A 24,783-nucleotide genomic window follows, 5' to 3' on the forward strand; every position below is an offset into this window, starting at 1 on the left:
TTGTGAAGCGAGCCGGAATTGTTCTGCTTTGTCTGTTGCTTCAGGCGTGCTCCGGCACGACCAAAGGACTGGGAAGCGCGCTGTGGGATAGCATGTTCGGCACCCCTGGCGTCCATCTCACGGATGAAGACATCGCGGACATGCCCTACGCGAGCCAGTACATGCAGCTCAACGGCGGACCGCAGTTATTTGTGGTGCTGGCGTTCTCAGAAAACGGCCAGCTGAAATGGGTGACGCAGGATCAGGCCACTATCGTGACTCAGCATGGGCGCATCGTTAAGACCCTGATCGGCCAGGATAACCTTATCGAGGTGAACAATCTCGCCGCCGATCCGCTGACCAAACCCAATCAGGTGCGGGACGGCGCAAGCTGGACGCGGACGATGGGCTGGACGGAACACGGCCAGGTGCGTTACGCCACCGCGCAATCGACCTTCCGCTGGGCGGGCACCGACACCCTCGCGCTTGGCAGCGATGTCACCGACGTCCGCGTGCTGGAAGAAGAAGTGACCACCGATCAAAAAACATGGACTAACCGTTTCTGGATAGACAGTGAAGGGCAAATCAGGCAGTCAACCCAGTATCTGGGCGCTGATTATTTCCCCATCAACACTATGTTGATTAAGGCTGCAAAAGAAAAATGAAGGCACTTATCACATCGTTACTTTTAACCCTGATGCCTCCGCTGGCCTTTGCTGCGGGCACTATCAAGGTTTATTCCCCGGACAGCACACAGCCGAAAACATTAACCGATGCCCCTTTTCTGATTGATTTAGTCGGGCAGCCCCGGCTGGCAAACAGCTGGTGGCCGGGCGCGGTGATCAGCGAAGGCAAAGCCACGGTGATTGCCGAACAGCGTCATCAGGCGCTGCTGGCGCGTCTTGGCGCGCTGGCGAGTGAAGAAGAGGGCGACGATGCCGCCGCAATCAACAGCGTGCGCCGTCAGTTGCAGGCGGTGAAAGTGACCGGACGTCAGCTGGTGCCGCTCGATCCGGATCGGGTACGCGTCGAACCTACGGCCAACCGTCCGCTGGAAGGTGAGTACACACTGTGGGTGGGGCCACAGCCTGCTACGGTGATGGTCGCGGGGCTTATCAGCAGCCCCGGTAAGAAGCCCTTTCAGCCCGGGCGCGATGTGGCGGGCTATCTTGATGACATGAGCCTGCTCAGCGGCGCGGAACGTAGCTATGCGTGGGTGATTTATCCCGACGGGCGAACCGAGAATGTGCCTGTGGCGTACTGGAACCGGCGGCATGTTGAGCCGATGCCGGGCAGCGTGATCCTGGTCGGCTTTGCCGACTCGATCTGGAGCAGCCAGTACGAAGAAATTAACGCCGATATTCTTTACTCCCTCACGCATCGGATCCCGGATTAATGAAAAAAATCTATCTCTACAGTCTGCTGGCGCTGGGGGTGAACGCGGCGTGCCATGCAGAAACCTATCCGGCCCCCATTGGCCCGTCGCAGTCCGATTTTGGCGGCGTTGGCCTGTTACAGACGCCCACGGCGCGCATGGCGCGTGAAGGCGAGATCAGCCTCAACTATCGCGATAACGATCAGTACCGCTACTATTCTGGCTCGGTGCAGCTTTTCCCGTGGCTGGAAACCACTCTGCGCTACACCGACGTGCGTACCCGTCAGTACAGCAGCGTGGATGCGTTTTCCGGCGACCAGACTTACAAAGATAAAGCCTTCGATTTAAAACTGCGCCTGTGGGAAGAGGGCTACTGGCTGCCGCAGGTGGCGGTGGGCGCGCGCGATATCGGCGGTACCGGCCTGTTTGACGCCGAATACATCGTGGCGAACAAAGCCTGGGGACCCTTTGATTTCTCGCTCGGCCTCGGCTGGGGCTATCTTGGCACCTCGGGCAACATCAAAAACCCGCTCTGTACCTACAGCAATAAATATTGCGTACGCGATAACAGCTACAATCAGGCCGGCTCGGTGGATGCCAGCCAGATGTTCCACGGACCGACTTCGCTGTTCGGCGGCGTAGAGTACCAGACGCCGTGGCAACCGCTGCGCCTGAAGCTGGAATATGAAGGTAACAACTACGAGCAGGACTTCGCGGGCAAACTGCCGCAACGCAGCAACTTCAACGTCGGGGCGATTTATCGCGTCACCGACTGGGCCGACGTCAACGTGAGCTATGAGCGCGGCAACACCTTCATGTTTGGCGTCACGCTGCGTAATAACTTTAACGATTTGCGCCCAAGCTATAACGATAACGCCCGTCCGCAATACCAGCCGCAGCCGCAGGACGCCATCCTGCAACATTCTGTGGTGGCGAATCAGCTGACGCTGCTGAAATATAACGCGGGCCTTGCGGATCCGCAGATTCAGGTGAAAGACGATACCCTGTACGTTACCGGCGAGCAGGTGAAATACCGCGACTCGCAGGAAGGGATCGAGCGCGCCAACCGCATCATCATGAACGATTTGCCGGACGGCATTCGCACCATCCGCGTGACGGAAAATCGTCTGAACATGCCGCAGGTGACCACTGAAACCGACGTCGCCAGCCTGCAACGCCATTTACAGGGCGAGCCGCTGGGACATGAAACCGAACTGGTGCAAAAACGTGTTGAGCCGGAGGTGCCGGACACCACCGAGCAGGGCTGGTATATCGAAAAATCCCGTTTCGATTTTCATATCGATCCGGTACTCAACCAGTCCGTGGGCGGCCCGGAAAGCTTCTACATGTACCAGCTGGGCGTGATGGCGACTGCCGATCTGTGGCTGACCGACCACCTGCTGACCACCGGCAGTCTGTTCGGCAACATCGCCAACAACTACGACAAATTCAACTACACCAACCCGCCGAAGGATTCGCTGCTGCCGCGCGTGCGTACCCATGTGCGTGATTATGTTGAAAACGACTACTACGTTAACAACATGCAGGCCAACTACTTCCAGTATCTCGGCAACGGCTTCTACGGCCAGGTGTACGGCGGCTATCTGGAAACCATGTACGGCGGCGCAGGCGCCGAAGTGCTGTGGCGTCCGGTGGACAGCAACTGGGCGTTCGGCATTGATGCCAACTACGTGAAGCAGCGTGACTGGCGCGGTCCGAAAGAGATGATGAAATTCACCGATTACAGCGTGAAAACCGGCCATCTCACCGCCTACTGGACGCCGCCGTTCGCGCAGGATGTGCTGATCAAGGCCAGCGTCGGGCAGTATCTGGCAGGCGATAAGGGCGGCACCCTGGAAGTGGCGAAACACTTCGACAGCGGCGTCGTGGTGGGCACCTATGCCACCATCACCAACGTGTCGCCTGAAGAGTACGGCGAAGGCGACTTCACCAAAGGCGTCTATGTCTCGATACCGCTGGATCTGTTCTCGACCGGCCCGACCCGCAGCCGCGCCGGCATCGGCTGGACACCGCTGACGCGTGACGGTGGTCAGATGCTGGGCCGTAAATTCCAGCTGTATGATATGACCAGCGATCGCTCCATTAACTTCCGCTGATTCCCCCCTTAAATTGTCCCTCTCCCGACCGGGAGAGGGCATTTCTCTGTAACTTTAAAAGAAATCCTGCTTTTGTGATTTACGTGATTATGTTCACAATGATTAAACGTTTAATCATTTAGCATAAGTGGCGTTCATGGAGTTAATTGATAAACATGATGTCATTCATTGTTAACGTATCCACAGGGTTGGTGGGCTTTTCTATGAAAAAACAAACCATTCATTTCTTTCAGATGTTATCCCGCGCTTTTATTACTCCCGTTGCGCTTCTGTCTTTTGCTTCATTGTTGCTGGGCGTCGCCTCGTTGTTTCTCTGGCATGAAAAACTACGTGAATTGCTGCCGTTTTTAAATTCTGTCGTATTTCAGTATGTCGCTAATCTGCTTAATACTGTGGGCGCGGTAATAATGGATAATTTGCCCTTATTATTTGCAGTTACGCTGGCCTTTACGCTTGCGAAAGCAGAGAAAGAATATGCGGCGCTGGGCGCGCTATGTGGTTATATGGCTTTGCTGATGGGTATGCATGTGCTGATTACAGTCAATCCTGCGGTCAACGAGATGTTTACGAAAAGCGCGCTGACGACCACGCTGGGTATTGAAACAGTCAACACGGGCGTGGTAGGCGGTATTATTACCGGTCTGCTCTCCGCAATAATTCATAATCGTGTTCATCAGATAAAATTCCCGGTGGCGCTGGCTTTTTTCGGCGGCGTCAGGTTCGTCCCCCTCGCCAATATTATGTTTTTCGTGGCCTTTGGTCAGTGCTTTCCTTTTTTATGGTTGATGCTTTCCAAAGTGATAAACCATGCGGCAATGGGCATCTCCAGCGCGGGTGTTTTTGCGCCCTTTATCTATGGTCTGGGAGAGCGATTACTCCTGCCCACAGGACTGCATCAAATCTGGAATACGGTCATCAGGGATACGATGGTTTCCGGTATCGCTATTTTTCCTGACGGGCACACGGTGGAAGGCGCAAGAGCGATTTTTGCGGAATACCTGAAAACCAACACCCTACCGGTCAATATGACGCTGGCGGACATCGTTAAATTCCTGCGCGGTGGGCAGATCCCGATAACCATGTTCACCCTGCCGATGATGGCGCTGGCCATGTACCAGACGGCGAGGCCAGAGCAGCGTAACAAGATCAAGCCGTTACTGGTGACCGGCGCTTTTACCTCCATTATCGCCGGTGTGACTGAACCTCTGGAATTCACCTTTCTTTTCGTTTCACCGGTCTGGTATCTGATCTATTCCGTCATTAACGGCTTAAGCTGGATGTTCTGTTATCTCTTCCAGAGTAATTTAGGCGGCACCGAAGCCAATATTATTGGGCTGGTACTCTATGGCTTCCTGCGCCCGGAATCGACATTCTGGATAAACATGTTGATTGGCATCGTCTTTAGTCTTGCAGGTTATACGCTGTTCCGCTTCTGGATCGTGCATTTTGATTTAAAAACGCCGGGCCGGGGCAGCGACTATGAACAGACGATCGATATTCTGGGGATCAATCAGCAACAGGATGACATATCAAACGATCCGCTAAAACTAAAAGCGTTAGCGATAATCCGGGGCTTAGGCGGAAACAAGAATATTATCAGCGTCGATTGTTGCTATAGCCGCCTGAGGGTAAGCATTCATGATATTTCGCTGGTCGATGAACACATTATTCAGGCAACGGGCGCATTAGGTTATGTGCCGGTTGATGACGGAAACGTGCAAATTGTTTACGGCACCACCGTCGATACTATTCGTAACGCAGTCAGGAAATTACTTTAAAGGAGCAATCATGCAAATCCATCTGGTAAAAGATTATAACGCGATGTCGGCTTGTGCGTTTGACATTATTGCCAATACTCTTCGCCAAAAATCCAGCCCGGTGATCTCGCTGACCACCGGCGCGACACCTGCCGGACTTTTTAAATTGCTGGTGAAGGCGATTAATGCTGGCGACATTGATATTTCAAATACCGTTTTCCTGAATATTGATGAGTATGTCGGTAACCAGCGTGATGTGTATACCGTTCATACCTTTATGTTTGAACGTCTGTATAACCAGTTGACGCAAAAGCCCAAATACTTCGACATGTTTAATGCAGGTACCCTTAATAAGGACTATGAAATTCTGCGTTATAAACACATTCTCGACACCTATCCGCGGGATATTCAGTTAATGGGGCTGGGCACCAACGGGCACATTGGCGCCTGCGAGCCGGGCACGCCCTTCGATGCCAGCGCGTTCTGCGCTGAACATAAGGCATCGACGGTTGAAAGCACCATGAAGCTCTACAACATTACGCGCGAACAAGCGCCGACTCACATGTTCACGCTGGGCTTCAGGGAAATTATGGCTGCCGACAGGCCGTTGTTGATCGTCAGCGGTACCAGCAAAGCCGACGCCGTTCGCCGTCTGCTTGAGGAGCCGATCAATGAGTCCTGCCCGGCATCCTTTCTGCGTAATCATCCCAACTTCACTCTCATCCTTGATGAAGAGGCCGCCTCACAACTGCGTAAGGAAACGCTGGAATGGGCAACACGTTAATTGCTACCTGGCGCATGGCGCTGGAAGGGCTGGCTGAAGCGGCAGAGATAAGTGATGTGAAGAACGCTGTTCTGCATGCGGTCCGTAAGGTTGAAGACAATCCCAGGCTGCATTCCGTCGGCTACGGTGGTTTACCGGCAGAAAACGGTGAGGTCGAGCTGGATGCAGCCTTTATGGATGGCGATACGCTAAGCTATGGCGCGGTGGCGGCGGTACGCGATCTTAAAAATCCCATTATGGCCGCGCATTATCTTAGCGGCCTGCAACGCAATAACGTGCTCTGCGGGACGGGGGCTTTCCATGTCGCGGTCGGGCAGGGAATGGAGACGCGGGATAACACTTATTCGCTGGCGCAGCAGAAATGGCGCGCCGCGCTACAGGCTTCGCCCGGCCCGCTACCGCTGGAAGCCTACGATGGTCACGATACGGTGTGCATTCTGGGACGCGCGCCTGGCGGGTCGGTTTGCGCTGGCGTGTCGACCTCGGGATTATTTATGAAAAAACCGGGGCGCATGGGGGATTCACCGATTATTGGCTCCGGGTGCTACGCCGATAGCGCAACGGGCGCGGCGGCGGCAACCGGCGTCGGCGAGGATATTATGAAAGGCTGCCTTTCATGGGAAATCGTCCGGCTGATGGAGCAGTACTCCCCGCAGGAAGCCTGCGACAGAGCGCTCAACCAGCATACCGCAAAGCTGCTTGCCCGCCGTGGCGCCTGCGGCAGCATGTCCGTAATTGCGCTTAACCGCGAAGGCGAGTGGGGGGCGGCTACTAATAAAGATGAATTTTCTTTTGTCGTTGCCGAACCAGGGCGCGCCGCCGAAGTCTGGCTGGCGCATCACCATCGTCATTCCCCTGAACGTGCTTCCGCAGAGTGGCTGAACGGGTGGCTGGTAAATTTGCATGCGGGCTGCGGAGGTTAAGCCGAATCCCTGATAATTAATGCCGGATGGAATGCTTCGCCCTGCAGTGGTTGTTTATCGTCATCCATATGACAAAGTAACAGCCTGGCGGCGTTCCATCCCATCTGCGTCGCTGAAGTGTCGATACAGGTAATAGACGGCGAGAAAAATTCGGTGTCACTGACGTTTTCGAGGCAAATAATGGCGATATCACGATTGATATAGCTGTCTTTTCCGATGCCCCGTCCACGCATTTTTATCGCGGAAATCACTTCCTGCGTGGTGGCCGCATCATAGCAAATCATCGCGGTGACCCAGGGAGAACGGGAAAATAGTGCCGCCATTCTGTCTGCTAATGCGCCAGCGTTGCTGTCCGCAATAATCAGCGAAGTATCTTCCTCAAGATTATGTTCTTTTAACGCCGCAAAGTACCCGGCCAGTTTCTCTGCGCGATCTAGCGATTTGGGATGTCCGCCGATAAAGGCGATATGCATATGCCCGACATTAATCAAATAGCGGGTGGCGATATTTCCGGCATAGTGGGCGTTAAGCCCTATCTGTTGAGGTTGTTCCGCGACCCCCGAGGAGGCGATAAACAGACAGGGAATATTACGGGCATTCAGACGGGCAAGGGTACGCTCATTATTGTCGCGTTCACTGACGATCAAAAAGCCGTCAACGTTATAGTTCAGCGCGATATTAATGCGGTTTTCCAGTTCGGCCTGGGTTTCGAAAATCATGATGAAAGAGACTTTTTTGTGTTCATCAATACAGCTGGTGATCCCTTTCAGGGCATCCACATTAAAGGCCTGGCCCAGACCGTGAACCAGTACGGCAATAAGCCCCGTTTTACCGCTTTTAAGCGTGGCGGCATTGTTATTTCTGACGTAACCCAGTTCATCAATAGCCTTGTTGATCCGCTCCGTCGTCCATTTTGAGATACGGCCTTTCCCCGAGAGCGCCATCGATACGGTCGCCGCAGAAACCTCTGCCAGCTTCGCTACATCGGTGATCGTCGGTTTTTTCCCTGCCATCCTGTGTATTTCCTCTCAACCGCAAGGGGATCTATTTTACGTTATTGGACTGACTTTCTCGCCATGATGATCCGCCGCCGTGCTTTCACTTAGAAAGCATAAGTAAAGAATGTAGATCCAGATCACATTTCTGCGCTATACAGTAAGCTCGTCACTGTAATGAGGTGCTGTATGACATCGCTAAGTCGTCCCCGCGTTGAGTTCATCTCCACCATTTTGCAGACTGTGCTCAGTTTAGGTCTGCTCAGCCTTGGCCTGATCTTGGTGGTCTTTCTTGGCAAAGAGACGCTGCATCTGGCAGATGTGCTTTTTGCGCCGGAGCGCACCAGCAAATATGAGCTGGTAGAAGGGCTGGTGGTTTATTTTCTCTACTTCGAATTTATCGCGCTGATCGTGAAATACTTTCAGTCCGGTTATCACTTTCCGCTGCGCTATTTTATCTATATCGGCATTACCGCCATCGTGCGGCTGATCATCGTCGATCATAAATCGCCGATGGACGTGCTGATCTACTCCGCGGCGATCCTGCTGCTGGTCCTGACGTTATGGCTGTGTAACTCGAAACGGCTCAAGCGCGAATAAAAAAAGGCGGCCTGCGGGCCGCCTGACAATCAAAAGTAACGCAACAATACAAGTTGAGGATAACAGTGGCATATCACGATGAAACTCAGCCTTTCACCCCGCCCGCCGTCAGGCCATTCACCAGCCAGCGTTGTGCCAGCAGGAACACCACGGTGATGGGGATTGCAGAAAGTACAGCCGCAGCGGCAAAGTCGCCCCACAGGTAGTTTTGCGGGTTGAGATACTGCTGCATACCGACCGCCAGCGTGTAGCTGTTAACATCACGCAGCAACAGCGAGGCGACCGGAACTTCGGTAATAGCGGCGATAAACGACAGAATAAACACCACCGCCAGAATAGGCACAGAGAGCGGCAACAACACCAGACGGAACGCCTGCCATGGCGTTGCGCCATCCAGCGACGCCGCTTCTTCCAGCGAACCATCAATGGTTTCAAAATAGCCTTTAATCGTCCACACATGCAGCGCGATGCCGCCCAGATAGGCGAAGATCACCCCGCCGTGGGTGTTCAGCCCGATAAACGGAATGTACTGCCCGAGGCGGTCGAAGAGGGCATAAAGCGCCACCAGCGACAGCACAGCCGGGAACATCTGGAAAATCAGCATACTTTTCAGCAGCGTGGCTTTGCCCGGAAAACGCATACGGGCAAAAGCGTAGGCGCAGGTGGTGGACAGCGCCACAATGCCGATGGCGGTGATGGCCGCGATTTTGATCGAGTTCCACAGCCATAACAGCACCGGGAACGGCGGCGGCGTTACGCGACCATCGGCGTGCTCAATGCTGAAGCCGAGCGCCAGTTTCCAGTGCTCCCAGGAAATCTGATCCGGGATCAGGCTGCCGGTGGCGAAGTTGCCCGGACGCAGCGAAATCGCGATGACCATCAGTAGCGGGAACATGATCGCGGCGATAAAAATTAGCAGCCCGAGGTGCGTGAGCAGAAGGCGCAGCTTTTGTGATTTGGGTTGTACCATAGCCATTTACAGTGCCCTCCTTAGTCAAATTTCATGCGTGTGGCTTTCAGGTTGATGATGGCAAGCGCCCCCACCAGCAGGAAAATCAGCGTGGCGATAGCCGCCGCCAGGCCAAAGTCCTGCCCGCCGCCGCCTTCAAAGGCGATGCGATAGGTATAGCTGACCAGCAAATCGGTATAGCCCGCAGGCGTGGTGGTGCCGAGCCGGTCCGGCCCGCCATTGGTTAACAGCTGGATCAGCACGAAGTTGTTAAAGTTAAAGGCAAAGCTGGCGATCATCAGCGGCGTCAGCGGCTTGATCAGCAGCGGGAAGGTGATCTTAAAGAAGTTCTGCAAAGGGCTTGCACCGTCCATCGCCGAAGCCTCATAAAGATCGTCCGGGATCGCTTTCAGCAGGCCCATGCAGAGGATCATCATGTAGGGGTAGCCGAGCCAGGTATTGACGATCACGATCATCGCCCGCGCGGTTGTCGGATCGCTGAACCAGGCCGGACGGATGCCAAACAGCCCGCTCAGCATCATATTGATCTCCCCGAAGCTCTGGTTGAACAGGCCTTTGAAGATCAGGATCGAGATGAACGACGGTACGGCGTAGGGCAGGATCAGCAGCACGCGATACAGCGCTTTGCCTTTGAGGGATTCCCACTGCACCAGGCAGGCCAGTACCATGCCGACCGCTACGGTCAGTACCACCGTCAGGAGTGAGAAAATCACCGTCCAGACGAAAATGGCGAAGAAGGGTTGCTGAATGCCTTCGTCGGTAAAGACGCGCATAAAGTTCTTCCAGCCGATGGTCACGGTATAGCCGGGGCTGAGTTTTTCGTCGCCCCAGTTGCCGTCAGCGTTAACGGCCTGGAAATAACCGATGTCATTGTTCGGGCGATACACCACGCCGCTCTGATTATTGGTCAGCGCGCCGTCATCGCCGCGCGTATACAGCGGACGGGTGCCGGAGAACTGGCGCAGTGAACTCATGATGACTTTGCTGTCGTCGGGCAGCACAGCGGTCAGCTGGTTCAGCGCCTGACGGTTCTGGGTGATCACGCGCAGATTGCCGCGTTCGCCTTCCGGCAGGGCGGGGGCTTCTTTCAGCTTCAGCGTCTGCTCGCCGCCGAACCTGAAGGCGTCTGAGACATAATTTTTGCCGCTTTCACCGTCGGTCAGTGCCAGGATCCAGTCATTACCCGCCGGGTAAAGTCCAAAATTAAATGACTTTCCGGCCTGATAAACGCGATCCATCAGCACCTCTTGCGCCCGCTCCTGGGTGAGCTGGTTGGTGCTGCTGTAGTTGGTGAAGGCGATGGCGATGGTACAGACCAGCGGGAACAATACGAACAGCCCCATACCCGCCACGCCAGGATAAACATAGCGCCAGGCATAGGTTTTGCGGTTCGCGAAAATATACAGGCCAGCAGAGCTTAAAATCAGCGTCATGATGGCAAACAGGTACTCCCCCTGGGCGTACATCAAAACCACAAGCCAGGCCACCAGCAGGCCGAGCAGGGCGATGGTTGCCCATTTTACGGTCTCGCTTTGCCACCAATGACTCTTTCTAACGACATCCATGGGGATTCATCCTCTACCACTGTGAAAACCTGTAGGCCGGATAAGACGCGTGGCGTCGCCATCCGGCAACTGCGACTGATGGCGCTGCGCTTATCAGGCCTACATTTATTACTTACTTAGTTACACGGGCCTGTGCATCTTTCAGCGCGGCGTCAACGGTCTGGCGACCGCTGGCAGCGTTGATCACTGCGGTGCGTACGGCATACCAGAAGGCCGACATCTGCGGCACGTTCGGCATGATTTCACCGGTCTGCGCGTTTGCCATGGTGGCGGCAATGCGCGGATCCTTCGCTAACTGATCCTGATAGGATTTCAGGGCCACCGCGCCTAACGGCTTGTCTTTGTTCACTTCCGCCAGGCCATCGTCCGTCAGCAGGTAGTTTTCCAGGAACTCTTTCGCCAGTTCTTTGTTCGGGCTGGCGGCGTTAATGCCTGCGCTCAGTACGCCAACGAACGGCTTAGAGGCTTTGCCTTTGAAGGTCGGCAGCATGGTCACGCCGTAGTTCACTTTGCTCTTGTCGATGTTTGCCCATGCCCACGGCCCGTTGATGGTCATCGCGGTATCGCCTTTGTTAAAGGCGGCTTCGGCGATGGAGTAATCGGTATCCGCGTTCATGTGTTTGTTTTTGATCAGATCCACCAGGAAGGTCAGACCCGCTTTCGCGCCCGCGCTGTCGACGCCGACATCTTTCACGTCATACTTGCCGTTTTCATACTTGTACGCATACCCACCGTCGGCGGCGATCAGCGGCCAGGTGAAGTACGGCTCCTGAAGGTTGAACATCAGCGCGCTCTTACCTTTCGCCTTCAGCTCTTTATCCAGCGCCGGGATCTCTTCCCAGGTTTTTGGCGGGTTAGGGACGAGATCTTTGTTGTAAATCAGGGAGAGGGCTTCAACAGAAATCGGGTAGGCGATGATCTTGCCGTTGTAACGTACCGCATCCCAGGTGAACGGGAAGAGTTTGTCCTGGAAGGCTTTGTCCGGGGAAATTTCCGCCAGCAGGCCAGACTGCGCGTAGCCGCCAAAGCGGTCGTGCGCCCAGAAAATAATGTCCGGGCCATCACCGGTGGCCGCCACCTGTGGGTATTTCTCTTCCAGTTTATCCGGGTGTTCAACGGTCACTTTGATGCCAGTGTCTTTCTCGAATTTTTTACCCACTTCGGCCAGGCCGTTATAGCCTTTATCGCCGTTGATCCAGATAACCAGCTTACCTTCTTCAATTTTGGCGAGAGCCGGTGCGGTCAGCATCATCGTCGCGATCGCGGATAATGCCAGAATGCCTGCGCCAGTTTTGATTTTCATAAATCCCGTCCTTTTTGGTGATGTGCTCTCACGATGTCGAACACAGGTACACAGAGGTGGCTTAACGGGTCTTAGTCTCCTGGTTTGGCAAGCGCTTCTCATCCTCCTGCGCCCTACGCCCCACCCCTCCTTTGTGTGATCTGCTTTGCATAAAACCCAGTTATGCGGGGCAGCGCACACAAAAACACCGCCATTTTTGCAATCGCCATCACGAATTTCGCCGATGCACGGAACTTGTGGGGGCAGAGCCGGTCGCCTCATCCTCCCGTCTCCTCCCCCATAAAAAAGCGAAGGGTGGAGGATCCACCCGCGCAATCAATCCCGCATAGTCCCCGCATCTTGAAGGTTTCAGCGTAGTAACAAAGGGAGAAGGGCATGGCGAGCGTGCACTTGCGCAAGGTAACGAAAGCCTGGGGCGACGTAGTCGTTTCGAAAGACATCAACCTCGACATTAATGAAGGCGAGTTTGTGGTGTTTGTCGGGCCGTCGGGCTGCGGTAAATCGACACTGCTGCGCATGATTGCCGGGCTGGAAACGATCACCAGCGGGGATTTACTGATTGGCGATACCCGCATGAATGACATCCCGCCCGCCGAGCGCGGCGTCGGCATGGTGTTCCAGTCGTATGCGCTCTACCCGCACCTGTCGGTGGCGGAGAACATGTCCTTTGGTCTGAAGCTGGCGGGCGCCAAAAAAGAGATGATTAACCAGCGGGTTACCCAGGTGGCGGAAGTGCTGCAACTGGGGCATCTGTTGGATCGTAAGCCGAAGGCGCTCTCCGGCGGTCAGCGTCAGCGTGTCGCCATTGGCCGTACGCTGGTGGCCGAGCCGCGCGTCTTCCTGCTGGATGAACCGCTGTCCAACCTCGACGCCGCGCTGCGCGTGCAGATGCGTATCGAGATCTCCCGCCTGCACAAGCGGCTGGGACGCACGATGATTTACGTGACCCACGATCAGGTCGAAGCGATGACGCTGGCCGACAAAATCGTGGTGCTGGACGCCGGGCGCGTGGCGCAGGTCGGCAAACCGCTGGAGCTGTATCACTACCCGGCAGACCGCTTTGTGGCGGGCTTTATCGGTTCACCGAAGATGAACTTCCTGCCGGTGAAAGTGACCGCAACGGCGATCGATCAGGTGCAGGTGGAGCTGCCGAACCGCCAGCAAGTGTGGCTGCCGGTGGAGAGCAGCGACGTGCAGGTCGGCGCCAATATGTCGCTCGGCATTCGCCCGGAACACCTGCTGCCCAGCGATATCGCCGATGTCACGCTGGAAGGCACGGTGCAGGTCGTCGAACAGCTGGGCCACGAAACGCAAATTCATATTCAGATCCCCGCCATCCGTCAAAACCTGGTCTACCGCCAGGCTGACGTGGTGTTGGTAGAAGAGGGTGCCACATTCGCTATCGGCTTGCCGCCGGAGCGTTGCCATCTGTTCCGTGAAGATGGCACCGCTTGTCGTCGGTTGCACAAAGAGCCAGGCGTTTAAGCATTCCCATAACTTACACAAAATCATTCAGGGTGCATCGAGGCGGCAAGAGAATGAATCCCCGGGAGCGTACATAAGTACGTGACTGGGGTGAATGAACGTAGCCAACAAAGAGGCAACCTGAATGATGAAGTGTAAAAAGAAAAGCAATGCTCTCAGGAGATAGAACGATGATTACTCTGCGCAAACTTCCACTGGCTATCGCCGTTACAGCAGGCATTCTGTCTGCTCACGCTGGCGCGGTCGACTTCAAAGGTTATGCCCGTTCTGGTATCGGCTGGACCGGTAGCGGCGGCCCGCAACAGTGCTTCCAGGCAACTGGCGCACAGTCCAAATACCGTCTCGGTAACGAATGTGATACGTACGCTGAAGTTAAACTAGGCCAGGAAGTGTGGAAAGAGGGCGATAAGAGCTTCTACTTCGACTCCAACATTGCCTATAACTCTTCACAGCTGAACGACTGGGAAAACGACAATACCCCGGCGATCCGTGAATTTAACGTCGTGGGTAAAAACCTGATCGACTCCCTGCCAGGCGCGAACATCTGGGCTGGTAAGCGTTTCTATCAGCGTCATGATGTGCACATGATCGACTTCTACTACTGGGATATTTCCGGTCCGGGCGCAGGTCTGGAAAACATTGACGTTGGTATCGGTAAACTCTCCTTCGCAGCAACCCGTTCTACGGAATCCGGTGGTTCATCCGCAGCGGCTGAACGCGATCCGGTGACCGGTGAAAGAACCTATAACAATGACGTGCCGAACGACGTGTTCGACGTGCGTTTAGCAGGTCTGGAAACTAACACCGACGGCGTACTGGAGCTGGGCGTTGACTACGGTCACACCAACCTGCCGGACAACTACACGCTGCGTCAGGGCGGCTCGAAAGATGGCTGGATGTTCACCGCTGAACATACCCAGAGCATGATGAAAGGCTTTAACAAGTTTGTGGTGCAGTACGCCACCGACTCAATGACCTCCAACGGCAAAGGCCGTCCGGAAGGCGGCAGCATCAATAACGATGGCAGCATGATCCGCTTGCTGGATCATGGTGCGATCACCCTGGCCGATCGCTGGGATCTGATGTACGTCGGTATGTATCAGGATATCGACCGTGATGACAACAACGGCACCCGCTGGTGGACCGTGGGCGTGCGCCCGATGTTCAAATGGACGCCGATCATGAGCACCCTGCTGGAAGTGGGCTACGACAACGTGAAATCACAGCGTACCGACGACACCAACAACCAGTACAAAATCACCCTCGCGCAACAATGGCAGGCTGGCGACAGCATCTGGTCCCGCCCGGCTATCCGCGTATTCGCTACCTATGCGAAGTGGGATGAGAAATGGGGTTACGCTAACACCAACGCGGATACCGCTGCCGGTTATACCAGTGGTTTAGCGTACAACGATACCTCCGCCCGTACCTTCAGCCGTGGCGACAACGACGAAGTGACCTTCGGCGCGCAGATGGAAATCTGGTGGTAATCCCCCGTTAACCTGACGTAATGACCAAAAGAGGGGCGTAAGCCCCTCAACCCTTTGGGTGACGCGCGCTATTGCCTGGCAACCGTGGCACCTGTGAATTCAGAGGTGAAAACAATGAAAATGAAAAAAAGTCTCGTCGCATTCTGTCTGAGCGCCAGCCTGCTGGCGGCATGCCCGCTTTCCGCGCTGGCGGACGTCAACTTTGTTCCGCAAAACACCAGCAGCGCCCCGGCTATTCCGGCGGCGGAGCTGCAAAAACTGACCTGGACGCCGGTTAACCAGTCCAAAGCCCAGACCACCACGGTGGCGACCGGCGGACAAACCATTAACGTGCCGGGGATCAGCGGCCCGGTGATCGCCTGGAGCGTGCCGGCCAATATCGGTGAACTTACGCTGACGCTGACCAGCGAAGTGGATAAACAAACGCAGGTCTTTGCGCCGAACGTTTTAATCCTCGATCAGAACATGACGCCATCCGCCTTCTTCCCGAGCGACTATTTCACCTATCAGGAGCCGGGCGTGATGAGCGCCGATCGGCTGGAAGGCGTGATCCGCCTGACGCCTGCGCTGGGTCAGCAAAAAATCTACGTGCTGGCCTTTACCCGCGATCAGGATTTGCAAAAGACCACCAAACTGATCAACCCGGCGAAAGCCTATGCCAAAGGCGCGGGTAACGCGATCCCGGATATTCCCGATCCGCTGGCGCGCCACGTCACCGATGGCAAGCTGACGCTGAAAGTGAAAACCAACAGCGGCTCCAGCGTGCTGGTCGGCCCGCTGTTTGGCTCCTCCGGCCCGGATCCGGTGACGGTGGGCAATACTGCGGCTCCGGCTACCGCCTATAGCGCACCGGCAGCACCTGTTGCTGCGCCGGCCCCGGCACCTGTTCCGGCAGTGAAGAAAGAGCCGGTGCTGAACGAAACCGAAAACTACTTTAACCAGGGTATTCGTCAGGCCGTCGCCAAAGGTGAGATCGACAAAGCCCTGAAATTGCTCAACGAAGCAGAAAGCCTGGGATCAAAAACTGCCCGTTCAACCTTTATCAGCAGTGTAAAAGGCAAGGGGTAATTCACCCCGCAATGCTGATTTTGCTGTTTGGTGCGCCTTAACGGGCGCACCTTTTTTTGCGCCCCGCGCACGCTGTTGCGTATCTGTTACGCTTTTGCAAAGGACATGAACTTTGCCCGCCCGTCTGTGCCGGTTCTGCGATACAATACTTTTACGTTTTGTACCGGAGAGTAAGGCATGTCACACCCTGCGCTAACGCAACTGCGTGCGCTGCGCTACTTTGACGCAATCCCCGCGCTGGATCCGCAACTGCTCGACTGGCTGTTGCTGGAAGATTCCATGACCAAACGTTTTGAGCAGCAGGGCAAACAGGTGAGCGTGACGCTGATCCGTGAAGCCTTTGTCGCGCCGGATGAGATCCCTGAGGAGCTGCCGCTGCTGCCTGCGGAATCACGTTACTGGCTGCGCGAAATTTTACTCTGCGCTGATGGCGAACCCTGGCTTGCCGGGCGCACGGTGGTGCCTGAATCCACCCTCAGCGGGCCGGAGCTGGCGCTGCAAAAGCTGGGCAACACGCCGCTCGGACGTTATCTCTTTACCTCGTCTACGCTTACCCGTGACTTTATTGAAATTGGGCGTGAGGATACGCTGTGGGGACGCCGCTCCCGTCTGCGTCTGGGCGGGAAGCCGTTACTGCTGACGGAACTGTTTTTGCCGGCATCGCCGTTGTACTAAGAGGAAGATAAAATGGAGTGGAGTCTCACTCAGGATAAGCTGCTGGCCTTTCACCGCTTGATGCGCACCGATAAACCCATCGGCGCGCTGTTACTGTTATGGCCCACGCTGTGGGCGTTATGGGTCGCCACGCCGGGCGTACCGCCGCTGTGGATCCTGGCGGTATTTGTCGCGGGCGTCTGGCTGATGCGCGCGGCGGGCTGCGTGGTGAACGATTATGCCGACCGTAAAATCGACGGGCACGTTAAGCGCACGGCGAACCGTCCTATGCCCAGCGGCGCGGTAACGGAAAAAGAGGCGCGCACGCTGTTTGTGGTGCTGGTGCTGCTGGCCTTTGTGCTGGTGCTGACCCTGAACCTGATGACCATTGCGCTCTCGGTGGCGGCGCTGGCGCTGGCCTGGGTGTATCCGTTCATGAAGCGCTACACCCATTTACCGCAGGTGGTATTAGGTGCGGCCTTTGGCTGGTCCATACCCATGGCGTTTGCGGCAGTAAGTGAGTCCTTACCACTGAGCTGCTGGCTGATGTTTGTCGCCAACGTCTTATGGGCAGTGGCCTATGACACGCTCTATGCGATGGTTGACCGCGATGACGATCTGAAAATCGGCGTCAAATCGACGGCCATTCTGTTCGGGCGTCACGACAAACTGATCGTCGGCCTGTTGCAGGTAATAGTGCTGGCGCTGATGACCGCCGTCGGCTGGCTGAACGGGCTGGGCTGGCCTTACTATGCGTCGATAGCAGTAGCTGGTGCGCTCTTTATCTATCAGCAGTGGCTGGTGGTGAACCGCGAACGCGAGGCCTGCTTTAAAGCCTTTATGAACAATAACTACGTGGGTCTGGCGCTGTTTTTAGGGCTGGCGGTGAGTTATCTGCTGTAAATAAAAAAGGCCGGGAGGCGGTGACGCCTTACCTGGCCTGTGATTCTGTGCGTGTTTGTAGGCCCGGCAAGCAAGCGCCGCCGGGCATTACGTTATACCGCGTCCGTCTGACTGGTTGCGCTCTCAATCGTTAAGCGCACATCAGAGGTCACCAGATCGGCGAGCAGCTGATAAACCTGCAAGGTTTTCGCCGGATCCGCATCCCCCGTATCGCTGATATAGCCCTCGTCACGCAGCGTCAGCACCAGCGTACTGAACACCGCCTTATCGAAGAACTCCGGCGCGTTAATACCGTGTAGCACCGACAGACGCTGCGCCAGCGTGCGGCTCTCTTTTTCCAGCGTACTGCGGTTGATGGACGGGTTCGCGCTCAGCAGCCAGAAGGTAATGGCATAGCGTTGCAGCGTTTCACGGGCGCCGGCCGCCAGCAGTTGCAGCGTGCGGGAGCGTGACGGATTGATATGCAGACGATCGTCTTTATCAATGATCAGCCCCTGGCGCAGCAGTTCGGTGGTCAGGGTATCCAGTACCTCTCCTAACGCCTCTTTTTCCCAGCGCAGGAACAGCTCGGCTTTCAGCATCGGATACAGCGCTTCAACATGACGCAGCATCTCCTCGCGGGAGATATGGCGATGCTGGGTAATGATGGCCGCCATCAGGGAAGGCAGAACCAGCATATGCGCGATGTTGTTACGGTAGTAGGTCATCAGCACCGCCTGCTCGCGCGGCAGAATGATGATGTCGCCGATGGTATCTTTCTCGACTTCAAACTTGTTCATTTGCAGCGCGTGATCGATAAGCCCTGACGCGGTGCTGGCCGGCACGGTGGCGTCTTCTGAATAAGGCGCATTGCGCAGCAGATCCAGATAACAATCCAGCTGCTCGGTCAGCTGTTCGCGGGTCAGCGAACGCTGGCGTGACGCCAGCAGCGCCGTCGAACACAGGTTCATGGCGTTCGCCGCACCGGCGTTGTTAATACGCACCATCAGCTCGGCGGCGATGGTATTCACCGTCGGCGTCAGCCACGCCGGGCGCACCGCTTCAATAGGATCGATCGCTTCGCGCCACTCCGGCACATGCTGATTAAGATACGCATTCAGCGGGATCGGTTCGCCAAAGTTCACATAACCCTGGCCCAGATTACGCAGCTTGCTTAAGCCACGCACCATCTGCATCAGGTTCTCTTTCTCTTTGGTCGCGCCGCGCAGCTCTTTGGCGTAAGTACCCACTTCCATCACGTGCTCGTAGCCGATGTAAATCGGCACTAACGTAATAGGACGGGTGCCGCCGCGTAACATCGCCTGAAGGGTCATCGACAGGGTGCCGGTCTTCGGATCGAGCAGACGCCCGGTACGGGAACGACCGCCTTCCACAAAGTACTCCACCGAATAACCCCGGCTGAACAGCTCGCCGAGATACTCACGGAACACCGTCGAATAGAGTTTGTTGCCCTTAAAGGTACGACGGATAAAGAACGCGCCAAGGCGGCGGAAAATCGGCCCGGCGGGCCAGAAGTTTAGGTTAATACCGGCGGCGATATGCGGCGGCACCAGCCCCTGGTGGTAAAGCACGTAGGAGAGCAGCAGATAATCCATGTGGCTGCGGTGGCAGGGCACATAGACGATCTCGTGACCGTCGTGGGCCAACTGACGCACGCGCTCGGCGTTGTGGACGTTGATCCCCTGATACAGCCGGTTCCAGGTAAAGCTCAGAATGCGGTCAGAGACGCGGATCATTTCATAGGAGAAGTTCGCCGCAATCTCTTCCATCAGGGCGACGGCATTTTGCTGTGCCTTTTCATGGGAGATCTTTTTGCTGCGCGCTTCGTCTTCCACCGCGCGGGCAATGGCTTTTGAGGCCAGCAATTTATTGAACAGATCCTGACGCGCAGGCAGGCGCGGGCCGACCGCGGCCAGACGCTGGCGGGCAAAATGCATCCGCGCGACACGCGCCAGTTTCTGGGCGATAATTTTGTCAGTGCCATGTTCGGTGGCCATGCGGCGCAGCGAAACCGGCGGCGAGAAGCGCACAAAGCTGTCGCGTCCCAGCCAGGAGATAGCAAAGAATTTCTGTACGCCGTTAAGCATACGCAGCGGCGGGTTGACCTCGCCTTTCTCACGACCCGGCGAGCGGCCAAACATCACCGACACCGGCACCATTTGCACGTCCAGATCGGGGTGGTTGCGGTGCAGATCGAGGTAATCATGGAACAGCTTGATCGACTCTTCCTTCGGCGTGTACCAGGTGAACACGCGGGGTCCGCTGTGAATAAAGATATAGCGCGGCAGCAGCGTGCCGTCGATTTCGAGTGGCTCCAGCGGATCGGGCAGATCGTTTGCCAGACACTGCGCGCGCAGGGTCAGTAAATCTGCCTTCGAGTTGTACGGTAAGACGTACATAATAGGGCGTGAGGTATCAAGTCCCAGTTCCTGGGCAGGTTCTGCCGGAATGGGCTTGCTTTTTACCAACGCGCCTAATGGTAAATTAAGTAATTTGTAGTAAATTCGTGGCCAGCCGGACATATACGATGTGAAGCCTCTGGTTAATAATCCTGTTGCGCCGCAAGAATATCAGAAAGCGCGCGTAAATTCTGTTGTACCAAGGTCTGCTTGCATAGACATTGACGCTAATTACATAAAAAGGTTCTTTTGATGGCCAATAATACCACTGGGTTTACTCGCATCATAAAAGCAGCAGGGTACTCCTGGAAAGGCGTTCGCGCCGCCTGGATCAACGAAGCGGCGTTTCGTCAGGAAGCGGTAGCGGTGATCCTGGCGATTGCCATTGCCTGCTGGCTGGATGTGGACGCTATCACGCGCGTGCTGCTGATCGGCTCGGTAGCGCTGGTAATGATAGTGGAAATTCTGAACAGCGCGATTGAAGCGGTGGTGGACCGTATCGGCACGGATTTTCATGAACTTTCCGGGCGCGCAAAGGATATGGGCTCGGCGGCGGTGCTGATGTCCATCCTGCTGGCGCTCGCCACCTGGGGCATGCTGTTGTGGTCGCATTATCGATAATGCTCGCATAAATCGACAAACTCCGCTGTTTTGCTCAAAATTCGATTCCAAATTTCACTTTGCCTGTATATACTCACAGCATAACTGTATATGCAACCAGGGGGCGGTATGAAAGCTTTAACGGCCAGGCAGCAAGAGGTGTTTGATCTCATTCGGGATCACATCAGCCAGACAGGCATGCCGCCGACGCGTGCGGAGATCGCGCAGCGCTTGGGGTTCCGTTCCCCGAACGCGGCTGAGGAACACCTGAAAGCGCTGGCGCGCAAAGGCGTGCTGGAGATCGTTTCCGGCGCGTCCCGCGGTATTCGTTTACTGCTTGAAGATGTTGACGGACTGCCGCTGGTCGGGCGTGTCGCGGCAGGTGAACCGCTGCTGGCGCAGCAGCACATTGAAGGCCATTATCAGGTCGATCCCAATCTCTTTAAACCGAATGCAGACTTCCTGCTGCGCGTTAGCGGCATGTCGATGAAAGATATCGGCATTATGGACGGCGATCTGCTGGCGGTGCACAAAACCCAGGAAGCCCGCAACGGCCAGGTCGTGGTCGCGCGTATTGACGATGAAGTGACCGTTAAGCGCCTGAAGCGTCAGGGTAATACCGTGCAACTGCTGCCGGAAAACAGCGAGTTTTCTCCTATCGTGGTTGACCTGCGCGAGCAGAGTTTCACCATCGAAGGGCTGGCCGTCGGCGTGATCCGCAACGGTGAGTGGCTTTAATCTCTTCTTTCCACGCGGCGGCAACATCATGATTGCCGCCGCGCGTCCGTTTCCCTTCTGGTAATTCAACGTGGCCTTTCTGACGACTTCCGACAAAGCGTTGTGGCGTCTTGCGCTGCCGATGATTTTTTCCAATATCACCGTGCCGCTGTTGGGGCTGGTGGATACCGCAGTCATTGGTCATCTCGACAGCCCGGTGTATCTGGGCGGCGTGGCGGTTGGCGCCATGGCCACCAGCTTCCTGTTTATGCTGCTGCTTTTTCTGCGCATGAGTACCACCGGTTTTACCGCCCAGGCCTTTGGCGCAAAAGATCCCCATGCCCTTGCGCGGGCGCTGGTGCAACCACTGCTGCTGGCGTTGATCGCCGGTTTCGCCATCATCCTCTGTCAGACCCCGCTGATTAATCTCACACTGCACATTGTGGGCGGCAACGACGCGGTGCTGGAGCAGGCGCGGCGTTTTCTGGAGATCCGCTGGCTGAGCGCCCCGGCGTCGCTGGCGAACCTGGTGCTGCTCGGCTGGCTGCTGGGTATCCAGTATGCCCGCGCGCCTGTGGTGCTGCTGGTGGTGGGCAACGTGCTGAATATTGCCCTCGATTTATGGCTGGTGATGGGGCTGCACATGAACGTGCAGGGCGCTGCGCTCGCCACCGTCATTGCGGAATACGCCACTTTTGTGGTCGGCCTGCTGATGGTACAACGCGGGTTGCGTCGCCGGGGGATCAGCCTGGCGATGCTGAAGACCGCCTGGCGCGGCAATATAAGGCGGCTGCTGGCGCTTAACCGCGACATCATGCTGCGCTCGCTGCTGCTTCAGCTGTGCTTTGGTTCCATTACCGTGATGGGCGCGCGTCTGGGTGGCGACATCGTGGCGGTGAACGCCGTGCTGATGACGCTGCTGACTTTTACCGCCTACGCCCTGGATGGTTTTGCCTATGCAGTTGAGGCCCATTCCGGGCAGGCCTATGGCGCGCGCGATGGCAGCCAGTTGCTCAGCGTCTGGCAGGCGGCCTGTCGGCAGTCGGGGATAGTGGCGCTGGCGTTTGCGATGGTGTACGCGCTGGCCGGTGAGCAGATTATTTCGCTGCTGACCTCCCTGCCGGATCTGCAACGGCTTGCCGGGCACTACCTTGGCTGGCAGGTGATTTTACCGATCGTGGGGGTATGGTGTTATCTGCTCGACGGCATGTTTATCGGTGCTACCCGCGGGACGGAAATGCGTAACAGTATGGCCATCGCCGCCGCCGGTTTTGCCCTGACGCTGCTCAGCGTACCGCTGCTCGGTAATCATGGTTTATGGCTGTCGTTAACCGTCTTCCTGGCGCTGCGTGGGATTACGCTGGCGTGGATCTGGCGTCAGCACTGGCAGCACGGCACCTGGTTCTCATAAGTTCACTGGCGCTTTATTGCGTTGATGGTTAAATATTCCGAATAATCTCCGCTTCGACATCTCCTTAACTACAATAATTATCACGTTCAGCAGAAATCGAACGAACTGATGGATACTGAATATATTTTTATTCAAACCGAACGATGAGGATATCATTATGAATAAAGACGAAGTCGGCGGTAACTGGAAACAGTTCAAAGGTAAAGCGAAAGAACAGTGGGGTAAATTAACCGACGATGATATGACTGTCATCGAAGGTAAACGCGACCAGCTGGTTGGTAAAATTCAGGAGCGTTACGGCTACCAGAAAGACCAGGCTGAGAAAGAAGTTGGTGACTGGGAAACCCGTCACGATTACCGCTGGTAATCACGGACTTCTGCGGCAATTAGCGTTACAGCTACCCTGCCCGAAAGGTACAAGGATGTACCAACCTCTCTCTACATTCCCACCTTATTTCTAACGCGGTTTTTTCTTCACCTGAATGCTGTGATCGTGCTGACAGGCACCCTGATGACGACAGGCTTCCACTTCTGAACATGCCGCACATAAACCATGCGCTTCAATGACATTATGGCGTAGCGCAAAACCCATTCGCGCGGCCAGACCATGCATAATATCTTCCACACCTTCCGCCGCTTCTTCTTTGACGGCTCCGCAACGATCGCAGATAAACATTGCCGACGTATGGGCCGGATTATCAAAAAGATGACACAGCACATAGCTGTTGGTGGACTCAACTTTATGCACAAAGCCCTGCTCCAGCAGGAAGTCCAGCGCACGATACACCGTGGGCGGCTTCGCCTGTGGCTCAGATACCCGTAATAAATCCAGCAGATCGTAAGCGCTGATCGCCCCTTCCTGCAGGCTTAATAGCCGTAATACTTCCAGGCGCTGTGGAGTCAGGCGCACATTGCGTTGCACGCAGAGCTTTTCAGCCTGCGCTAACATCTCCTGCGAAGTGGTCTTATCCATGGGCATCCTCTGGTGGCCGGGTGCGAAAACATCCACTTTATCATGTTCTGCCTTAAACGCCGAGATCCGCACGCAGGTGTGCTATATCTGAAGCATTATTTATGAAGGAGAAAGGACATGAAAAAGCCCGACTGTATTCGGCACTGGCGGGATCTCGAAGGTCCCGACGAATCAGGCTACCCGGACAGCGATGAACGTTTTTCTGTTGGCGCGCCTCTTGCCCGAAAACTCGGGCTTACGCGGCTGGGTATCCATCACGAACGTCTACCTCCGGGCCGACGCACATCGTATCCGCACGCGGAAAGCGATGAGGAGGAGTTTATTTATGTGCTGGAAGGGAATCCGGAGGCGTGGATTAACGGCTATTTATGGAAACTGGAACCGGGCGACAGCGTTGGATTTCCTGCCGGAACCGGCGTTTGCCATACCTTTATCAATAACACCATGGAAGAAGTACGCCTGTTGGTCGTGGGGGAGGCGAATAAAAGAAATAACCGCATTTATTACCCGCTCAATCCCGACTATGCCGCCACGCGGGACGATCGCTGGATAGACCATCCTCCGCAGTTTTTCGGCCCCCATGATGGAAAACCTTCACGAAATTAATTTCGTCTTCTATAAATTAATAGGCCCGTCACCGGAACGGGAAAGCAGTGAATAAGACCATCAGCGTTAAAACATCCTTTAAATTGAATTAGCCGTATTTAACATCGTT

General features: G+C 55.6%; 23 protein-coding genes. 17 read left to right on the top strand and 6 right to left on the bottom strand.

The genetic code is table 11. From position 1 onward, the window contains the following. Window positions 1–2: 2 nt before the first annotated feature. The 6 genes from BMF08_RS07110 to BMF08_RS07135 all read left to right on the top strand — a co-directional run bounded on the left by BMF08_RS07110 (window position 3) and on the right by BMF08_RS07135 (window position 6,935). Window positions 3–644 carry a YjbF family lipoprotein gene (locus tag BMF08_RS07110; RefSeq protein WP_072570169.1) on the top strand — a complete coding sequence of 214 codons (642 nt, stop codon included), beginning with the start codon at window positions 3–5 and terminating at the stop codon, window positions 642–644. Beyond that, complete coding sequence (locus BMF08_RS07115) at window positions 641–1,375, top strand: capsule biosynthesis GfcC D2 domain-containing protein (protein ID WP_072570170.1); 735 nt, start codon at window positions 641–643, stop codon at window positions 1,373–1,375. Before BMF08_RS07110 ends, BMF08_RS07115 begins: the two co-directional genes overlap by 4 nt. Beyond that, window positions 1,375–3,471: a YjbH domain-containing protein gene (locus tag BMF08_RS07120; protein ID WP_072570171.1), complete on the top strand. Its 2,097-nt coding sequence runs from the start codon at window positions 1,375–1,377 to the stop codon at window positions 3,469–3,471. The genes BMF08_RS07115 and BMF08_RS07120 overlap by 1 nt, the downstream gene beginning before the upstream one ends. A gap of 203 nt (window positions 3,472–3,674) precedes the next feature. Beyond that, window positions 3,675–5,249, top strand: coding sequence for a PTS transporter subunit EIIC (locus BMF08_RS07125; RefSeq protein ID WP_072570797.1), 1,575 nt, complete (start codon window positions 3,675–3,677; stop codon window positions 5,247–5,249). 10 nt (window positions 5,250–5,259) lie between these two features. Next, complete coding sequence (locus tag BMF08_RS07130) at window positions 5,260–6,012, top strand: glucosamine-6-phosphate deaminase (RefSeq protein ID WP_072570172.1); 753 nt, start codon at window positions 5,260–5,262, stop codon at window positions 6,010–6,012. Beyond that, complete coding sequence (locus tag BMF08_RS07135; RefSeq protein ID WP_072570173.1) at window positions 5,997–6,935, top strand: isoaspartyl peptidase/L-asparaginase; 939 nt, start codon at window positions 5,997–5,999, stop codon at window positions 6,933–6,935. Before BMF08_RS07130 ends, BMF08_RS07135 begins: the two co-directional genes overlap by 16 nt. Here BMF08_RS07135 and BMF08_RS07140 read toward each other — a convergent pair. Further along, entirely contained in the window at window positions 6,932–7,948 is a 1,017-nt protein-coding gene (locus BMF08_RS07140) for a LacI family DNA-binding transcriptional regulator (protein WP_072570174.1), read from the bottom strand. The two genes, BMF08_RS07135 and BMF08_RS07140, sit on opposite strands and share 4 nt — an antisense overlap. A 171-nt stretch (window positions 7,949–8,119) precedes the next feature. On the opposite strand from BMF08_RS07140, the gene psiE reads away from it, so the two are divergent. Then, window positions 8,120–8,530: a phosphate-starvation-inducible protein PsiE gene (gene psiE / locus BMF08_RS07145; protein WP_072570175.1), complete on the top strand. Its 411-nt coding sequence runs from the start codon at window positions 8,120–8,122 to the stop codon at window positions 8,528–8,530. Window positions 8,531–8,615: 85 nt separating this feature from the next. On the opposite strand, the gene malG is transcribed toward psiE, so the two are convergent. The 3 genes from malG to malE form a co-directional block, all read right to left on the bottom strand. After that, the gene (malG, locus tag BMF08_RS07150) at window positions 8,616–9,506 is read right to left on the bottom strand and encodes a maltose ABC transporter permease MalG (RefSeq protein ID WP_072570176.1); all 891 of its coding nucleotides are present in this window, start codon (window positions 9,504–9,506) and stop codon (window positions 8,616–8,618) included. 14 nt (window positions 9,507–9,520) lie between these two features. Then, entirely contained in the window at window positions 9,521–11,065 is a 1,545-nt protein-coding gene (gene malF / locus BMF08_RS07155; RefSeq protein ID WP_072570177.1) for a maltose ABC transporter permease MalF, read from the bottom strand. A gap of 112 nt (window positions 11,066–11,177) precedes the next feature. After that, entirely contained in the window at window positions 11,178–12,368 is a 1,191-nt protein-coding gene (gene malE / locus BMF08_RS07160) for a maltose/maltodextrin ABC transporter substrate-binding protein MalE (RefSeq protein WP_072570178.1), read from the bottom strand. 375 nt (window positions 12,369–12,743) lie between these two features. Between malE and malK the strand changes: the two genes are divergently transcribed. The 5 genes from malK (at window position 12,744) to ubiA (ending at window position 17,968) form a co-directional block, all read left to right on the top strand. Next, the gene (gene malK, locus BMF08_RS07170) at window positions 12,744–13,853 is read left to right on the top strand and encodes a maltose/maltodextrin ABC transporter ATP-binding protein MalK (protein WP_072570180.1); all 1,110 of its coding nucleotides are present in this window, start codon (window positions 12,744–12,746) and stop codon (window positions 13,851–13,853) included. Window positions 13,854–14,002: 149 nt separating this feature from the next. Further along, entirely contained in the window at window positions 14,003–15,343 is a 1,341-nt protein-coding gene (locus BMF08_RS07175; protein ID WP_072570181.1) for a maltoporin, read from the top strand. Between the two features lie 114 nt (window positions 15,344–15,457). After that, a complete protein-coding gene (malM, locus tag BMF08_RS07180; protein WP_072570182.1) occupies window positions 15,458–16,411 on the top strand; it encodes a maltose operon protein MalM in 954 nt (317 codons plus the stop codon). 177 nt (window positions 16,412–16,588) lie between these two features. After that, window positions 16,589–17,086: a chorismate lyase gene (ubiC, locus tag BMF08_RS07185; protein ID WP_072570183.1), complete on the top strand. Its 498-nt coding sequence runs from the start codon at window positions 16,589–16,591 to the stop codon at window positions 17,084–17,086. 12 nt (window positions 17,087–17,098) lie between these two features. Further along, a complete protein-coding gene (gene ubiA / locus BMF08_RS07190) occupies window positions 17,099–17,968 on the top strand; it encodes a 4-hydroxybenzoate octaprenyltransferase (protein ID WP_072570184.1) in 870 nt (289 codons plus the stop codon). Window positions 17,969–18,060: 92 nt separating this feature from the next. Here ubiA and plsB read toward each other — a convergent pair whose 3' ends face one another. Beyond that, window positions 18,061–20,490 (bottom strand): glycerol-3-phosphate 1-O-acyltransferase PlsB, encoded by a 2,430-nt coding sequence (gene plsB, locus BMF08_RS07195; RefSeq protein WP_072570185.1) that lies wholly within the window; start codon window positions 20,488–20,490, stop codon window positions 18,061–18,063. 129 nt (window positions 20,491–20,619) lie between these two features. On the opposite strand from plsB, the gene BMF08_RS07200 reads away from it, so the two are divergent. The 4 genes from BMF08_RS07200 to BMF08_RS07215 all read left to right on the top strand — a co-directional run bounded on the left by BMF08_RS07200 (window position 20,620) and on the right by BMF08_RS07215 (window position 23,462). Further along, window positions 20,620–20,988 (top strand): diacylglycerol kinase, encoded by a 369-nt coding sequence (locus tag BMF08_RS07200; protein ID WP_072570186.1) that lies wholly within the window; start codon window positions 20,620–20,622, stop codon window positions 20,986–20,988. Between the two features lie 108 nt (window positions 20,989–21,096). Further along, window positions 21,097–21,705 carry a transcriptional repressor LexA gene (gene lexA / locus BMF08_RS07205; protein WP_072570187.1) on the top strand — a complete coding sequence of 203 codons (609 nt, stop codon included), beginning with the start codon at window positions 21,097–21,099 and terminating at the stop codon, window positions 21,703–21,705. A gap of 70 nt (window positions 21,706–21,775) precedes the next feature. Next, window positions 21,776–23,095: an MATE family efflux transporter DinF gene (gene dinF, locus BMF08_RS07210; RefSeq protein ID WP_072570188.1), complete on the top strand. Its 1,320-nt coding sequence runs from the start codon at window positions 21,776–21,778 to the stop codon at window positions 23,093–23,095. Window positions 23,096–23,252: 157 nt separating this feature from the next. Next, complete coding sequence (locus BMF08_RS07215; RefSeq protein ID WP_072570189.1) at window positions 23,253–23,462, top strand: CsbD family protein; 210 nt, start codon at window positions 23,253–23,255, stop codon at window positions 23,460–23,462. 90 nt (window positions 23,463–23,552) lie between these two features. On the opposite strand, the gene zur is transcribed toward BMF08_RS07215, so the two are convergent. Next, window positions 23,553–24,068 (bottom strand): zinc uptake transcriptional repressor Zur, encoded by a 516-nt coding sequence (zur, locus tag BMF08_RS07220; RefSeq protein ID WP_072570190.1) that lies wholly within the window; start codon window positions 24,066–24,068, stop codon window positions 23,553–23,555. Window positions 24,069–24,185: 117 nt separating this feature from the next. On the opposite strand from zur, the gene BMF08_RS07225 reads away from it, so the two are divergent. After that, entirely contained in the window at window positions 24,186–24,674 is a 489-nt protein-coding gene (locus BMF08_RS07225) for a cupin domain-containing protein (RefSeq protein WP_072570191.1), read from the top strand. The last annotated feature ends 109 nt before the right edge of the window (window positions 24,675–24,783 follow it).

The sequence above is a fragment of the Enterobacter sp. SA187 genome, assembly GCF_001888805.2.
Classification (GTDB): domain Bacteria; phylum Pseudomonadota; class Gammaproteobacteria; order Enterobacterales; family Enterobacteriaceae; genus Enterobacter_D.

Coding starts and splice junctions, on each gene's coding strand:
- BMF08_RS07135 (WP_072570173.1), top strand. CDS start 5,997: ATGGGCAACACGTTAATTGCTACCTGGCGCATGGCGCTGGAAGGGCTG.
- malG (WP_072570176.1), bottom strand. CDS start 9,506: ATGGCTATGGTACAACCCAAATCACAAAAGCTGCGCCTTCTGCTCACG.
- malE (WP_072570178.1), bottom strand. CDS start 12,368: ATGAAAATCAAAACTGGCGCAGGCATTCTGGCATTATCCGCGATCGCG.
- BMF08_RS07215 (WP_072570189.1), top strand. CDS start 23,253: ATGAATAAAGACGAAGTCGGCGGTAACTGGAAACAGTTCAAAGGTAAA.
- malM (WP_072570182.1), top strand. CDS start 15,458: ATGAAAATGAAAAAAAGTCTCGTCGCATTCTGTCTGAGCGCCAGCCTG.
- BMF08_RS07115 (WP_072570170.1), top strand. CDS start 641: ATGAAGGCACTTATCACATCGTTACTTTTAACCCTGATGCCTCCGCTG.
- ubiA (WP_072570184.1), top strand. CDS start 17,099: ATGGAGTGGAGTCTCACTCAGGATAAGCTGCTGGCCTTTCACCGCTTG.
- BMF08_RS07130 (WP_072570172.1), top strand. CDS start 5,260: ATGCAAATCCATCTGGTAAAAGATTATAACGCGATGTCGGCTTGTGCG.
- BMF08_RS07120 (WP_072570171.1), top strand. CDS start 1,375: ATGAAAAAAATCTATCTCTACAGTCTGCTGGCGCTGGGGGTGAACGCG.
- ubiC (WP_072570183.1), top strand. CDS start 16,589: ATGTCACACCCTGCGCTAACGCAACTGCGTGCGCTGCGCTACTTTGAC.
- BMF08_RS07125 (WP_072570797.1), top strand. CDS start 3,675: ATGAAAAAACAAACCATTCATTTCTTTCAGATGTTATCCCGCGCTTTT.
- lexA (WP_072570187.1), top strand. CDS start 21,097: ATGAAAGCTTTAACGGCCAGGCAGCAAGAGGTGTTTGATCTCATTCGG.
- BMF08_RS07225 (WP_072570191.1), top strand. CDS start 24,186: ATGAAAAAGCCCGACTGTATTCGGCACTGGCGGGATCTCGAAGGTCCC.
- malF (WP_072570177.1), bottom strand. CDS start 11,065: ATGGATGTCGTTAGAAAGAGTCATTGGTGGCAAAGCGAGACCGTAAAA.
- zur (WP_072570190.1), bottom strand. CDS start 24,068: ATGGATAAGACCACTTCGCAGGAGATGTTAGCGCAGGCTGAAAAGCTC.
- BMF08_RS07140 (WP_072570174.1), bottom strand. CDS start 7,948: ATGGCAGGGAAAAAACCGACGATCACCGATGTAGCGAAGCTGGCAGAG.
- plsB (WP_072570185.1), bottom strand. CDS start 20,490: ATGTCCGGCTGGCCACGAATTTACTACAAATTACTTAATTTACCATTA.
- BMF08_RS07175 (WP_072570181.1), top strand. CDS start 14,003: ATGCTCTCAGGAGATAGAACGATGATTACTCTGCGCAAACTTCCACTG.
- psiE (WP_072570175.1), top strand. CDS start 8,120: ATGACATCGCTAAGTCGTCCCCGCGTTGAGTTCATCTCCACCATTTTG.
- BMF08_RS07200 (WP_072570186.1), top strand. CDS start 20,620: ATGGCCAATAATACCACTGGGTTTACTCGCATCATAAAAGCAGCAGGG.
- malK (WP_072570180.1), top strand. CDS start 12,744: ATGGCGAGCGTGCACTTGCGCAAGGTAACGAAAGCCTGGGGCGACGTA.